This window comes from Bifidobacterium saguinibicoloris, assembly GCF_019331725.1.
Classification (GTDB): domain Bacteria; phylum Actinomycetota; class Actinomycetes; order Actinomycetales; family Bifidobacteriaceae; genus Bifidobacterium; species Bifidobacterium saguinibicoloris.
The window spans coordinates 153,080-167,487 of record NZ_JAHBBF010000003.1 but is presented as its reverse complement, the minus strand read 5'-3'; the positions used below and the strand labels follow the sequence as shown (position 1 = coordinate 167,487).

At 68.9% G+C, this 14,408-nt stretch carries 9 protein-coding genes; 8 read left to right on the top strand and 1 reads right to left on the bottom strand.

What is annotated here, in order from left to right:
- The first annotated feature begins 75 nt into the window (after positions 1-75).
- The 7 genes from guaB (at position 76) to amrS (ending at position 9,858) form a co-directional block, all read left to right on the top strand.
- Positions 76-1,626, top strand: coding sequence for an IMP dehydrogenase (gene guaB / locus KIH78_RS03510; protein ID WP_214311466.1), 1,551 nt, complete (start codon positions 76-78; stop codon positions 1,624-1,626).
- Positions 1,627-1,826: 200 nt separating this feature from the next.
- Complete coding sequence (gene orn, locus KIH78_RS03505; RefSeq protein WP_219131250.1) at positions 1,827-2,480, top strand: oligoribonuclease; 654 nt, start codon at positions 1,827-1,829, stop codon at positions 2,478-2,480.
- Positions 2,481-2,572: 92 nt separating this feature from the next.
- The gene (locus KIH78_RS03500) at positions 2,573-4,564 is read left to right on the top strand and encodes a RecQ family ATP-dependent DNA helicase (RefSeq protein ID WP_219131249.1); all 1,992 of its coding nucleotides are present in this window, start codon (positions 2,573-2,575) and stop codon (positions 4,562-4,564) included.
- A gap of 50 nt (positions 4,565-4,614) precedes the next feature.
- Positions 4,615-5,502, top strand: a complete 888-nt coding sequence (locus tag KIH78_RS03495) for a Cof-type HAD-IIB family hydrolase (protein WP_219131247.1) — start codon at positions 4,615-4,617, stop codon at positions 5,500-5,502.
- Between the two features lie 14 nt (positions 5,503-5,516).
- Positions 5,517-6,944: a DEAD/DEAH box helicase gene (locus KIH78_RS03490; RefSeq protein WP_219131246.1), complete on the top strand. Its 1,428-nt coding sequence runs from the start codon at positions 5,517-5,519 to the stop codon at positions 6,942-6,944.
- Between the two features lie 72 nt (positions 6,945-7,016).
- A complete protein-coding gene (amrB, locus tag KIH78_RS03485; protein WP_236034384.1) occupies positions 7,017-8,738 on the top strand; it encodes an AmmeMemoRadiSam system protein B in 1,722 nt (573 codons plus the stop codon).
- Entirely contained in the window at positions 8,722-9,858 is a 1,137-nt protein-coding gene (gene amrS, locus KIH78_RS03480) for an AmmeMemoRadiSam system radical SAM enzyme (protein WP_219131243.1), read from the top strand. Before amrB ends, amrS begins: the two co-directional genes overlap by 17 nt.
- Positions 9,859-9,919: 61 nt before the next feature.
- On the opposite strand, the gene KIH78_RS03475 is transcribed toward amrS, so the two are convergent.
- Positions 9,920-12,109, bottom strand: coding sequence for a YppG family protein (locus KIH78_RS03475; protein ID WP_219131338.1), 2,190 nt, complete (start codon positions 12,107-12,109; stop codon positions 9,920-9,922).
- Positions 12,110-12,233: 124 nt separating this feature from the next.
- Here KIH78_RS03475 and KIH78_RS03470 point away from each other — a divergent pair, with 124 nt between their 5' ends.
- Complete coding sequence (locus tag KIH78_RS03470) at positions 12,234-14,036, top strand: proline--tRNA ligase (protein ID WP_214311453.1); 1,803 nt, start codon at positions 12,234-12,236, stop codon at positions 14,034-14,036.
- Positions 14,037-14,408 lie beyond the last annotated feature (372 nt).

Here is a 14,408-nt window from a genome sequence, read left to right as displayed (position 1 = left end):
CGGCATGAGGTCCGGCGGAACGCCGTATAGTCGTGTTCCCCGTCCAACGTCAACACACATTCATATAGTGGTCACATGGCTACAAACCTCGATATGAACGCAGAATCCGCGTACGCTCCCCTTCCGCCGATTTTCGCGAAGCTCGGCCTCGCCTATGACGATGTGCTGCTGCTGCCGAACGAGACGGACGTCATCCCCTCCGAGGTGGACACCACCACCCACCTGACCCGCAAGATCACGATGAAGGCCCCGGTCCTCTCCGCCGCCATGGACACCGTGACCGAATCCGAGATGGCCATCGCCATGGCCCGCAACGGCGGCATCGGCGTGCTGCACCGCAACCTCTCCATCGACGACCAGGCCGCCCAGGTCGACGTCGTCAAGCGCTCCGAGTCCGGCATGATCACCGACCCGCTGACCGTCAACCCGGACGTCACCCTCGCCGACCTCGACAAGCTGTGCGGCAAGTTCCACATCTCCGGCCTGCCGGTCGTCGACAAGGACAACAAGCTCGTCGGCATCATTACCAACCGCGACATGCGCTTCATCGCGTCCGAGGACTACGACCACCTCAAGGTCAAGGACGTCATGACCAAGGAGAACCTGGTCACCGGCCCGTCCAACATCTCCAAGGAGGACGCCCACCGTCTGCTCGCCGAGCACAAGGTCGAGAAGCTGCCGCTCGTCGACGCCGAAGGCCACCTGACCGGCCTCATCACCGTCAAGGACTTCGTCAAGACCGAGCAGTACCCGGACGCCACCAAGGACGAGCAGGGCCGCCTGCGCGTCGCCGCCGGCGTCGGCTTCCTCGGCGACGCCTGGCAGCGTGCCTCCGCTCTGATGGAGGCCGGCGTCGACGTGCTCGTCGTCGACACCGCCAACGGCGAGGCCCGCCTCGCCCTCGACATGATCTCCCGCCTCAAGCACGACTCCGCGTTCGACGGCGTGCAGATCATCGGCGGCAACGTCGGCACCCGCTCCGGCGCCCAGGCGATGATCGACGCCGGCGCCGACGCCGTCAAGGTCGGCATCGGACCGGGCTCCATCTGCACCACCCGCGTGGTCGCCGGCGTCGGCGTCCCGCAGCTGACCGCCGTGTACGAGGCCGCCCAGGCCTGCCGCGCGGCCGGCGTGCCCTGCATCGCCGACGGCGGCATCCACTACTCCGGCGACATCGCCAAGGCCCTCGTGGCCGGCGCGTCCTCCGTCATGCTCGGCGGCACCCTCGCCGGCTGCGAGGAGGCCCCGGGCGAGAAGGTCCTCCTGCACGGCAAGCAGTACAAGCTGTACCGCGGCATGGGCTCCCTCGGCGCGATGGCCCCGCGCGGCAAGAAGTCCTACTCCAAGGACCGCTACTTCCAGGCCGACGTCACCTCCAACGACAAGGTCGTGCCGGAGGGCGTCGAAGGCGAGGTGCCGTACCGTGGACCGCTCAACGCCGTGCTCTACCAGATGCTCGGCGGCCTGCACCAGTCGATGTTCTACATCGGCGCCCACAACATCGGCGAGATGGCCGAGAAGGGCCGCTTCATCCGCATCACCGACGCCGGCCTGCGCGAATCCCACCCGCACGACATCGTGATGACGGCCGAGGCCCCGAACTACTCCGGCTTCCACGCCAACTGATCCGCGGCTCCCGTCCATCGGACGACACGATCCGGCATTACGACGAAAGGCTCCCCAAGGGGAGCCTTTCCCGTTTTCCGGGACCTTCCGGAACCGTCCGGCGGGGGTACGGCCCGGCGCGACGCCGTCTGATATGTAGGAGCCGCGATATAGTCTGAACTGTTCTTTGAAGACGGACCAATGACGAAAGAGGACTGACGATGGTTGACGCACATGACGCCGAAACCTACAGCGCGAAGGACTCGCGCCTCATCTGGATCGACTGCGAGATGACCGGACTCGACATCTTCGGCGGCGACGAGCTCGTCGAGGTGTCCGTCGTGCCCACCGACTTCGACCTGAACGTGCTGGACGAGGGCGTCGACTACGTCATCAAGCCGAGCGACAAGGCCGTGGCACACATGAACGACTTCGTGCGCCAGATGCACACCCGCTCCGGCCTCATCAACGAGTGGGAGCACGGCCTCAGCCTCGAGGAAGCCGAGCGGAAGGTCACCGAGTACGTACTCCGCTTCACGCCGGAGGGAGTCAAACCGCTGCTCGCCGGCAACACCATCGGAAGCGACAAGAAGTTCCTTGACCACTACATGCCGGACCTCATGAGCCACCTGCACTACCGCAGCATCGACGTGAGCACGTTCAAGGAGCTCGCCCGCCGCTGGTACCCGGCTGTGTACGAGAACCGCCCGCCGAAGAACGGCGGCCACCGCGCGCTCGCCGACATCATCGAATCGCTCGACGAGCTGCGCTACTACCGTGCTGCCGTCATGGCGGCGGCCCCCGGCCCGGACGCGGCCGAGGCCGCGCGCATCCGCGACGAGATCGTCGCGACCAGCATCAACGCGGCGGAATAGACGGATAGACGGAACGGGCGGGCGGCGTCGCGTCCCACGCCGGGGACGCGCGCAGCGCGCGGAAGCTCATCGGAGAGACGGAAGGAACGGAAATGATGGACATGACAGGGAACACGCCGTATATGCCTCCGCAGGGACAGGGGGCGGCCTTCCCGCCGCCCCAGCCGCAGCCGCGTGTGCCGTTGCCACCGATGCCGCCCCGACCGCAGCAGCAGGTGCCGTTGCCGCCCATGCCGCCCCGGCCGCAGCCGCAGCAGCCTGCGTACCCGCAGCAGCCGGTCCAGCAGCCGGTCCAACAACAGGCACCCCAGCCGCAGCCGGCCGCGCCGCAGCCCCGCCCCAAGGGTGAAGACGTCCCCTGGGGACAGCGCGACTTTTCCGCCCAGGCCCACGCCGCGCTCAAACACTACTTCGGCTACGACGAATTCCGCCCCGGCCAGTTCAAGGTAATCAACTCCATCCTCAACGGGCGTGACGTGATGGCAATCATGCCCACCGGCGCCGGCAAATCCATGTGCTACCAGCTGCCCGCCACCGTGCCGAACACGCTCACCCTGGTGATCACGCCGCTGCGCGCCCTCATGCGCGACCAGGTGCAGCATCTCGAGGCGCGCGGCATCCCCGCCGCGCTCATCGACAGCCAGGTCGACTGGCGCGGGCGCAACGCCATCTACCAGTCCGCCGCCACGCACGGCCTCAGGATGCTGTACGCCGCCCCCGAACGCCTGCAGAGCCGAGACTTCCTCGACTTCGCCTCGAAGGTGCGCATCGACATGATCGTGGTCGACGAGGCGCACTGCGTGCTGCAATGGGGTTCCGACTTCCGCCCCGACTACCGCAACATCGCCGATTTCGTGCGCAGACTGCCGCACCGGCCCGTCATCGCCGCGTTCACCGCCACCGCCACACCCGCGCAGCGCGATGAGATCATCAACAACCTGGGGCTCGACCACCCCTACCGCATCACGACCAGCTTCGATCGCCCCAACATCCATTTCCGCGTCATCAAGGCCACGCCGAAGGAACGCATGGAGCAGATCGTCGCCTGGGCGCACATGCACGCCGAGGAATGCGGCATCGTGTACTGCCCGTCGCGCAAGCGCACCGAGCAGATGGCGCAGACGCTCAAGACCGCCGGCGTGAACGCGGAATACTTCCACGCGAAGATGCCCGAGGACCGCAAGGGCGAGGTGCAGGACGCGTTCCTCAAGGGCGACATCCGCGTGATCTGCGCCACCACCGCGTTCGGCATGGGCGTCGACAAGTCCGACGTGCGCTGGGTCATCAACGATTCCGCGCCTGCCAGCATGGAGGAGTACTACCAGATGGCCGGCCGCGCCGGCCGCGACCGCGACCGCTCCACCGCCGTGCTCATGTGGAGCGACGGCGACTTCGTGAACCTCCGCCGGCGACTCGACGACGCCGGCAGCGCCCTGACCGACCCCAATGACCAGAAGATGGCCCGCCAGGCCGCCACCGAACGCCTCAACGCGGTGAGCCGCTACTGTGAGGCGAAACGATGCCTGCGCGCCGAGATGCTCGCCTACTTCGGCGAGAAGGCGCCGTCCAGATGCGACGACTGCAGCGTGTGCGAACACGAGGACAACACGCTGGCCGTGCTGACCGCCGCCGAACGCAAACGCATCACGGCCGCCGGCAAGCAGAAGACGGCCAAGGCGAAGCAGCCCACCGGGAAGCGGCCGACCGAGAAGCGGCCCAGCGAGAAGAAGCTGGCCCAGCAGGCCGAGGTGGAGGAGCGCAGGAAGGCGCTCGCCGCGCGCGTCGGCGCGGTCGACGGCGGCGAGCGCGCCGCCGCGGAACGCGCCATCTTGTCGATGGTGGCGGACCTGCGCGCCTCCACCGGTGAGGACCCGGCGCTCTCCTCGGTCACGTACACGCTCGCCGGTGAGGACGCCGACTTCATCGTCGAGGCGGGACTGACCTCCCACCCCCGGTTCGGCGAGCTCAAGGGCCGTTTCGACAAGGACCTGCTGCGCGGCATCGTCACGGACATGGTGGACAGGAAGCAGCTGGAGATGAGCAAGCGCCGGCGTCTGAGCCTGCCGGGACAAGGCCAGGCGTGACGGCGCATACGATGTACGCACGATAACCCACAGGAAGAAAGGACCAGACCATGACAGCTCAGGATTGGACGGCCATCGCCCCCGGCCCTCACGACATCCGCCTCGTCGTCGCGGACATGGACGGCACGCTGCTCGACGGCGAAAGCCGCATCCCCGACGGCTTCTGGCCGCTGCTCGCCGACCTCAAGGCCCGCGGCATCGAATTCGTGCCCGCATCCGGCCGCCAGCTCGCCACGCTCAAGTCGATGTTCGAAGGCGTCGACCCAACTGACGCAAACGCCGACGGCAGGGCCATGTCGTTCGTCGCGGAGAACGGCAACGTCGTCGTCGCCGACGGCGACGTCGTCGACGTGCACGGCGTCGGCTGGGACCTGACCCGCACGCTCGTCGACATCGTCGACCGGGCCGTCGCGGACGGCACCCACGACATCGGCCTGGTGGTGTGCGGCCTGAAGACCGCGTACATCCAGCGCAAGGACAAGCCGTTCGTCGACGAATGCCTGAAGTACTACCACGCGTTGGAGATCGTCGACGACCTGCATGACGTGCTCGGCACGCCCGGCGAGACCGTGCTCAAGCTCGCGATCTTCGACTTCGGCGACGCCGAGCCGATGGCCGCCGACCTGCTTGGTGACGTGGCGCGCACGCACGCGGTGGTCGTCTCCGGCGCGCATTGGGTGGACATCATGGACCCGGACACCAACAAGCGTCAGGGCGTGGTGGCGCTGCAGCGGCATTTCGGCGTCACCCCCGCCCAGACCGCCGTGTTCGGCGACTACCTCAACGACCTCGAGATGCTCGAGGCCGGCGAATGGTCGTTCGCGATGGCCAATGCGCACGATGACCTCAAGGCGGCGGCGCATTGGATCGCCCCCGCCAACACCGAGCACGGCGTCCTCAAGGCGGTGCGCCGGCTCATCGGTTCCGACGGCGAGTAGGGGCGGACCGGTCCATGCGGCAGAGCGAGGCCCTCGCGATCCTGAACGCCGGCGCGAACGTGTTCCTGACGGGCGCGCCCGGCGCGGGCAAGACGTACGTGCTCAACGAGTTCATCCGTGACGCTCGCGCGCGCGGCGCCGACGTGGCCGTCACCGCGTCCACCGGCATCGCCGCCACGCACGTCGACGGGCAGACCATCCACTCGTGGAGCGGCATCGGCCTCGCGAACGTGCTCACGCCCAGCCTGCTCAAGACCATCAGGACCAGACGCCGGCGCCGCATCCAGGCCACCGACGTGCTCGTCATCGACGAGGTGTCGATGCTGCACGCGTGGCTGTTCGACATGGTCGACCAGGTGTGCCGTGAGATCCGCCGCGATCCGCGCCCGTTCGGCGGCCTGCAGGTCGTGCTCTCCGGCGACCTGTTCCAGCTGCCGCCCGTCTCCGTGGCGGCGCGCAACCGGGACGTGCTCCCGCCGCCGCCCGAATTCACGGCCGCACGCGAACGCTACGCGAAGGCCGGGCTCGACCCGGAGGGCTTCGTCACCGAATCGCTCGTCTGGCAGGAGCTCGCCCCGGTCGTCTGCTATCTGACCGAACAGCATCGTCAGGACGACGGGCGTCTCCTCACCGTGCTCACGCACATCCGCGAAAGCCGCGTGGACGACGACGACCGGGACGCGCTCGTCACCCGCCTCGGCGTGGCGCCGGCGGAAGGCGTGGTGGCCACGCACCTGTTCCCGATGAACCGTCAGGCCGACAACCTCAACGACATGCGGCTCGCCCGCATCACCGCCGACCCGCACGAGTTCTTCGCCGAGCAGCGGGGCCCCGCGAACCTCGTCGCACGCCTCAAACGCAACATGCTCGCCCCGGAACGGCTCGTGCTCAAGGAGGGCGCGGCCGTCATGGCCCTGCGCAACGACGCCGACCACCAGTTCGTCAACGGCTCGCTCGGCACCGTGCGCGCGTTCGCGGACGAACGCAAGGGCGGATGGCCGATCGTCGCATTCGAGAACGGCAACATCGTCACGATGAAACCGGTCTCCTGGGAGATGACGGACGGCGACGTCGTGCTCGCCTCCGTCTCCCAGGTGCCGTTGCGCTGCGCGTGGGGCATCACCATCCACAAGTCGCAGGGCATGACCCTCGACCGCGCCGTCATGGACCTCAAACGTACGTTCGCGCCCGGCATGGGCTATGTGGCGCTCTCCCGCGTGGAACGGCTCTCCGGCCTGTATCTGGAGGGCGTCAACAACCGCATGTTCGCGGTCTCTCCCGAGGCGGTCATGCTTGACGGCGACCTCAGGGAGGCGTCCGCGGCGGCGTCCGACCGTCTCGCCGACGCCGGCCCGTCCGCGTTCCGTCCCGGCGCGTCCGGCGGCGCCGCTTCGGGGTCCGATGCGGCGTCCGACGACGATTTCGCCCAGCCGTTGTTCTGACCGTCCAAGCCGGATTGTTCGCGCGGAAGCGACGTCGACCCGACTACCATGGGAGTCGAAGAGGTGGTCGTCATGAAGCGTTCCCTTTCCGTGCGTCCGGCCGCGGTGGCCGGCGCCTTCTATCCCGCGGACCGTGACGAGCTGACGGGGATGATCGACCGGCAGCTCGACTACGGGCGCAAGCTGGTCGCGGCCATGGGGGAGTCCCTGCCCGCCGGCGCGCCGAAGGCGGTGATCGTGCCGCATGCCGGATACGTCTATTCCGGCACGACGGCGGCGCTCGCCTACGCGCTGCTCGCACGCGGACGTGGCACGATTCGCCGCGCGGTCATCGTCGGACCCACGCATCGCGTGGCCGTGCGCGGCGTCGCCTGCTGTTCCGCCGACGCGTTCGAGACACCGCTCGGCGTGACGCCGATCGACGTCGCGTCCGAACGCCGCGCGCTGGGACTGCCGTCCGACACGCCGTTGCGTTCCGGCATGACGGCCGCGCCGGACGCCCCCGCGCCCGCGCTCATCGTCCACGACCCGACGCATGCACGTGAGCATGCCGTCGAGGTGCAGATCCCGTTTCTTGAGACCGTGCTCGGTCCGGATCTCGAAATCGTGCCGTTGAACGCCGGCGACGCCTTCCCGCGCGAGGTCGGCGACGTGCTGCGCGCCCTGTGGGGAGGGTCTGAGACCGTCATCGTCATCAGCTCCGACCTGTCCCACTATCATCCGCAGGAGGTCGCGCGCGCGTTGGACGACGAGACCATCGACGCGATCGCGCATCTCGACGGGCCCATCCACCCGCGTCGCGCATGCGGCGCGTATCCGGTCGACGGCCTGCTCGACGTGCTGACGCGTGGACTGCGTCCGAAAGCGCACGGCGACGGTCCTGCCGACGACGACGTCGCGTTCGACCTGCGGCTGCTCGGCCGCAGCACGTCCGGCGACGACGGTGTGGTCGCGCCCGCCGGCGAGCCGCGTCCGCGCATGGACGACCCGGACGAGGCCGTCGTCGGCTACGCGTCGTTCGCCGTCTGGCAGACGGCCGTGGCGGCCGATGACGACGGCACGGCGACGGCGGAAGCGGCGGTCGCGGCCGGAAGCGCGGACGCCGAAGGCACGGCGGACATGACCGATGAGGACGGCGGCGACGCCGACGCATCGCACGGCGACGTGCTGCTGCGCCTCGCACGCGCCGCGATCCGCGAACACCTGGAACTGGACGACGCGCCCGAGGATCGGCCGAACGCGATCATCGAACGCCACCCATGGCTCTACGGGAACGGCGCGAGCTTCGTCACCCTCACCGAAGGCGGGGATCTGCGCGGCTGCATCGGCACGCTGCAGGCGTACCGGCCGCTCGGCTGCGACGTGGCCGCCCACGCGGTCGACGCCGCCAGCCGTGACCCGCGCTTCGCGCCCGTCACCGCGGAGGAATACCCGCTGCTCGACGTCGAGGTGTCGGTGCTGGGCAAACCCGAACCCATCGAAGTCGTGACGCCCGTATGGCGGCGCGGGGACGACGGCATGACGGCCGCCGAACCGTCCGTGCACCCCGTGCGCTCGCGCAACGAACTCGAACGGGCCTTGAGACCCGGCGAGGACGGGCTCGTGCTCGTCGAACGCGGCGGACGCGGCCGCCGGGCGACGTTCCTGCCGCAGGTATGGGAGCAGCTGCCCTCCCCGCACGATTTCGTCTCGCACCTGCTCGCCAAGGCCGGCCTGCCCGCGGACCTCGACTGGCGGGACGGCGAGATCGCCTGTGAACGCTACGAGGTGACGGCGTATGCCGAACACGCGTGAGACGGCCTACGCCGGACACGCCGGCGGCGGGACCACGATCATATCGGCCGCGGACGCGCGGGCCAAGTACGGCCCCGCGCTCGGACGCTGGCAGACGCGGTTCGCAGACGGCACCGGACGCGCCCGCTGCGAACTGTGCCCGCGGCGCTGCGTGCTGAGACCCGGCCAACGCGGCTTCTGCTTCGTGCGCTCCAACCACGAAGGATTCATCGTGTCCGACACGTACGGGCGCAGCTCCGGCTTCGCCGTCGACCCGGTGGAGAAGAAGCCGCTCAACCACTTCCATCCCGGATCGAGCGTATTGAGCTTCGGCACGGCCGGATGCAACTCCGGATGCCGGTTCTGCCAGAACTGGGACATCTCCAAGGCGCGCGACTTCGACCGGCTCGGCGTCGAGGCGAGCCCGGAGCGGATCGCGGCCGTCGCCGCCGAACGCGGCATCGACTCCGTCGCGTTCACGTACAACGACCCCATCGTGTTCGCCGAATACGCCATCGACACGGCGGCCGCCTGCCGTGCGCGCGGCATCCACCCGATCGCCGTCACCGCCGGATACATGGCCGCGCCGGCCCGGCCCGAATTCTACGGGATGATGGACGCCGCCAACATCGACCTCAAAGGGTTCACCGAGGACTTCTATCGGAAGGTCACCGGCACGCACCTGAAGGACGTGCTCGACACCATCGACTACGCGGTCAACGAGGCGCGCACCCCGGACGGACGGCACGTGTGGGTGGAGCTCACCACGCTGCTCATCCCCGGACTCAACGACGACGACGCGCAGCTGCACGCCGAATGCGCATGGATCCGCGAACACTGCGGACCGGACGTGCCATTGCACTTCTCCGCGTTCCACCCGGCGTGGAAGATGACCGACGTGCCGCCCACGCCGCACGCGACGCTGACCCGCGCCCGGACGATCGCGATGGGGGAGGGACTGCGGTACGTGTATACCGGCAACGTGCACGACAGCGAGGGCGACACCACCTACTGCCCGAACCCGGACTGCCATGCCGCGCTCATCGTGCGCGACTGGTACCGGATCGTCGAGGACCGATTGCGCGGCACGGACGGCCGCTGCCCCGCATGCGGCACGCCGATAGCGGGCCGCTGGGCGTAACGGACGGCGGCGTCGTACACGTCGTGCGCGTCGGGCGGCCCGTCGGGCCGCCCACGTCCGGTCAGCGCAGGTCGCCGATGCGCGAGGCGAGCGTGCGCATCGACTTCAGGCTCGCCTCGTACCGTGCGGCGGTCGCGATGAGCAGCACGCCGGCGATAAGCAGCCACACCCACCAGAAATCACGGGAGAACGCGCTGATCCACGGCCACAGCACCGTGACGACATGCACGACGAGCACCACCGAACCATACACCAGCGGGAACTGCAACCGGCCGATCGCACCCAGCAGCACCATGCCCACGGCGATGGCGAACAAGGCGAACATGCGCAGGAACGACGGCGTCCCCCGCCAGCTGATGAGCAGCGAAGGCGCGGTCAGCAGCACCAGTCCCGGCGCGAGCGCCGGCGCGCTGCGCAACGCCGGCCACAGCATCATCCAGCGCAGACCCACCAGCAGCGCCGCCACTCCCACGATGTCGATGATCAGATCGATGGACACGTACGGGTGCGGCGTGAACAACGTGGACAGGAACAGATAGGCCGTGGCGATGACGGCGAACGCCACGGCGATGATGCCGTTCGCATCCATGCCCTTGGCGGCGGTCACCGTGGCGGTGCGCTCCGCCGGAACGGGGGCGGCCAACGGCATCGGCTCCGGCTGGGGCATGGGGGCGGCGGAATACGCCGGAGCGGGCATGACCTGGCCGACGGGCGCCGGGCCACCCATCGGCGGCTCGGGCATCGGACCGGCATATCCGGGGGCGGAGGCCGGGGCCGGCACCGGATTCAACGGCGGCATCGGACCCAACGGCGGCATCGGACCGCCGCCGGGAGCCATCGGACCTTGCGGGGGCGCCGGACGCAGCACGACGGTCTTCTCCACCGGACGCGCGGCAAGCATCCACGCGCCCGCCGCGCCGGCCGCCAACGCGCCGTAGGCCGTCAACGACGGCAGCAACGACGGGCCGTCGAACCGGGAGAACTCGCTGCACACCATGATCGTCGCCAGCGCGGAACCGGACAGCGTGGCGGCCACACGCTCCGGCGCGCTTACCACCGTGACCCGATCCGACGTGAGACAACCCACGCCCACCGCGATCGCGGCCACGAGCACCGTCGCCAGATTCGCCCAGGCACGGCCCCAATCCTCGCCCAGCATCGGACGCAGCACCCGCAGCAACGGCACCGACACGCTCGCCGCCGCCACGACCAGACCGATCACCGGCGGCACACGCAGCCCGTGCGCGACCGGGCGGCCCGCGGAACCGCGCCGCACATGCAGCACCGTGAGCAACAGCAGCCAGACGGCCAGCACCAGCGGCAGCGGACAGAGCGCGAACCACAGCGGGTCGCCGTAATCCATCCCCGGATACAACAGCAACGACGCCGGCGCAGACAGGGCCATCGCCACGATCGCGGCGCACAGCCACTCGAAATCCGCATGGCGGGAACGCCTGTCGGACGGCAACAGGAACGCCAACGCGACCGCCGTCAACGCGCCGCCCGCCAACTCAAGCGAGACCAGCGTCTCGCCACCCCGCACCGGCAGGGCGTACAGCATCATCATCACCGACAACGGCAGCGCCGGCGTCACGAACAACGCATACGCGCGCAACGGCGGCACGTCCTCCCCATGCGGCATCAGACGCAGCCCGAGCGCCACGAACGACAGCACGGCGAGCAGGATGCCGGACAGCAGCCTGTCGCCGCCGGCCGCGGCCGGAATCGGGGAGACGTCGCCGAACAGGAACGCGCTCGCCGACAACGCGAGCAGTCCGGCCCACGACAGGCCCTCGGCCGTGACGCGCAGACGCCGGGCGAGCGGGACGCCGGCCGCCAGCGCGGCCGCGCCGACCACGCCGATGCAGACCGCGCGGCCGAAGTCGCCGAGCAGACCGTACGCGAACCATCCGAACGCGATGACGGCCAGCACGACCAACGCCACGCCCAGCACGAGCAGCAGCGTCTGCACGCTCGAATGGGGGCGCCGCGGCGGGTAGGGCTGCGGTTGCGTCTGCGGCTGTGGCTGCGTCTGCGGATAGGGCTGCGGGCCCGATTGCGGATACGGCGACGGCTGCGGGTACTGCTGATATGGCGTCTGCGGATACGGCGACGTTTGTGGCTGCGGTTGCGGCTGCGGGCCCGATTGCATTCCCGGTTGCGGATACGGCGACGGCTGGTACGTCGACTGATATGCCGGCTGATATGGCGGCTGCGGCTGCATGTCCGGTCGTGGCTGTGGTTGCGTCATCGCGCCCCTCCTGTTCCCCTATGTGTCACCATTGTCGCACCGAACGACGGGAAAACCAAGCATGCGCGGATGGGATGCGGGGAGCCGGGGCGGCTTGTCGTTTGACGTGAATATCTTGGAGCCTATGACTTCCAAAACCCTTCGTATGTCTACCCTGTTCCTGCGCACCCTGCGCGAGGACCCCGCCGACGCGGACGTCGATTCCGCGAAGCTCCTGCAGCGCGCCGGATACATCCGCAAGGCCGCGCCCGGCATCTGGACCTGGCTGCCGCTCGGCCTGCGCGTGCTCAACAAGATCGAGGCCATCATCCGCGAGGAGATGGCCGGCATCGGCGCCCAGGAGGTGCACTTCCCGGCCCTGCTGCCGCGCGAGCCGTACGAGGCCACCCACCGCTGGGAGGAATACGGCGACAACATCTTCCGTCTCAAGGACCGTCACCAGGCCGACTACCTGCTCGCGCCGACCCACGAGGAGATGTTCACCCTCCTGGTCAAGGACATGTACTCGTCCTACAAGGACCTGCCGGTCACTCTCTACCAGATCCAGACCAAGTACCGCGACGAGTTCCGTCCGCGTGCCGGCCTCATCCGCGGCCGCGAGTTCGTGATGAAGGACGCCTACTCGTTCAGCATCGACGAGGAGGGCCTCAAGAAGGCGTACTACGACGAGCGCGGCGCGTACGAGCGCGTGTTCCAGCGCCTCGACCTCAAGTACGTGCCGGTGTTCGCGATGTCCGGCCCGATGGGCGGCTCCGCATCCGAGGAGTTCCTCGCCCCGATGCCGATCGGCGAGGACACGTTCGCGCTCGCCCCGTCCGGCAAGGCCTGGAACGTCGAGGCCCTGCACACGCCGGAACTGCCGGAGATCGACGCCTCGAACACTCCGGCCGCGCACAAGGAGGCGACCCCGGACGCCAAGACCATCGACAAGATGATCGAACGCGCCGACGCCGACCATCCGCGCACCGACGGCCGCACGTGGGCGGCCTCCGACATCCTCAAGAACGTCGCCATCACCGTCAAGCACCCCGAGGACGAGGACCACGACGAGCCGTGGCGTGAAGTCGTCGTCGTGGGCGTGCCGGGCGACCGCACCGTCGACATGAAGCGTCTCGAGGCGCAGTTCGCGCCGGCCGAGATCGAGGAGGCCACCGAGGACGACCTCAAGCAGCACCCCGAACTGGTGCTCGGCTACATCGGACCGATGGTGCTCGGCCCCCAGGCGAAGGCCGCGGGCGTCGAGAACCCGTGCCGCTACTTCGTCGACGCGCACGTCGTCAAGGGCTCCGCATGGTTCACCGGCGCCGACGAGCACGAGGTCGACTACTACGACCTCGTCTACGGACGCGACTTCGAGGCCGACGGCACCGTCGAGGCCGTCGAGGTCCGTCACGGCGACATGAGCCCGGACGGCTCCGGCCCGTTGAGCTTCGAGCGCGGCGTGGAGATCGGCCAGGTCTTCCAGCTGGGTCTCAAGTACTCCAACGCGCTGGGCCTCAAGGTCCTCGACCAGAACGGCAAGGCCGTCCCGGTGTGGATGGGCTGTTACGGCATCGGCGTCTCCCGTGTGCTCGCCTGCGTCGCCGAGACGCACCACGACGAGCGCGGCCTCGCCTGGCCGACCGTCATCGCGCCGGCCCAGGTGCACGTCGTCGCCACCGGCAAGGACGAGAAGGCGTTCGAAGGCGCCGAGAAGCTGGTGGAGGAGCTCGAGGCCAAGGGCGTCGAGGTCATCTACGACGACCGCAAGAAGGTGTCCCCGGGCGTGAAGTTCAAGGACGCCGAGCTCATCGGCGTGCCGGTCATCGCCGTGGTGGGCCGCGACTACGTCAACGACGGCACCATCGAGGTGCGCGGACGCGACGGCTCCGACAAGGTTGCCGTGCCCGCCGCCGACGCCGTCGACGAGCTGCTCAAGCGCCTGTAAGGGGCATGCCGCGTGTGGCCGGATGATGTTCCGGCCGCACGACAGGCGGTCCGACAGGCGCCATCGAATGGCATAAGGCGGTATGGGAATCCCGTCGCATCCCTGTTTCGTTTCGGGGATGCGGCGGGATTGTTCGTATGTGGGGATGCGTCCATGGAAAGACCCTTGGCACGAATGTGGATAACCGGTCCGCCATCCACACGCCGTCCACAACACGCCCGGCGGGCGGGGCTCCGACCACAATGCCCGGTCCCCGTTGCCGCACCGGCCTCCGATGCCGCACGCTGGAGACACCGAAGGGCCGATGCGGACCCGGACGGGACGCACGGCGACACGGCGGCCGGCGCACGTTTTCGTCGCAACGCATGCGGT

Coding starts and splice junctions, on each gene's coding strand:
- guaB (WP_214311466.1), top strand. CDS start 76: ATGGCTACAAACCTCGATATGAACGCAGAATCCGCGTACGCTCCCCTT.
- orn (WP_219131250.1), top strand. CDS start 1,827: ATGGTTGACGCACATGACGCCGAAACCTACAGCGCGAAGGACTCGCGC.
- KIH78_RS03500 (WP_219131249.1), top strand. CDS start 2,573: ATGATGGACATGACAGGGAACACGCCGTATATGCCTCCGCAGGGACAG.
- KIH78_RS03495 (WP_219131247.1), top strand. CDS start 4,615: ATGACAGCTCAGGATTGGACGGCCATCGCCCCCGGCCCTCACGACATC.
- KIH78_RS03490 (WP_219131246.1), top strand. CDS start 5,517: ATGCGGCAGAGCGAGGCCCTCGCGATCCTGAACGCCGGCGCGAACGTG.
- amrB (WP_236034384.1), top strand. CDS start 7,017: ATGAAGCGTTCCCTTTCCGTGCGTCCGGCCGCGGTGGCCGGCGCCTTC.
- amrS (WP_219131243.1), top strand. CDS start 8,722: ATGCCGAACACGCGTGAGACGGCCTACGCCGGACACGCCGGCGGCGGG.
- KIH78_RS03475 (WP_219131338.1), bottom strand. CDS start 12,109: ATGACGCAACCACAGCCACGACCGGACATGCAGCCGCAGCCGCCATAT.
- KIH78_RS03470 (WP_214311453.1), top strand. CDS start 12,234: ATGACTTCCAAAACCCTTCGTATGTCTACCCTGTTCCTGCGCACCCTG.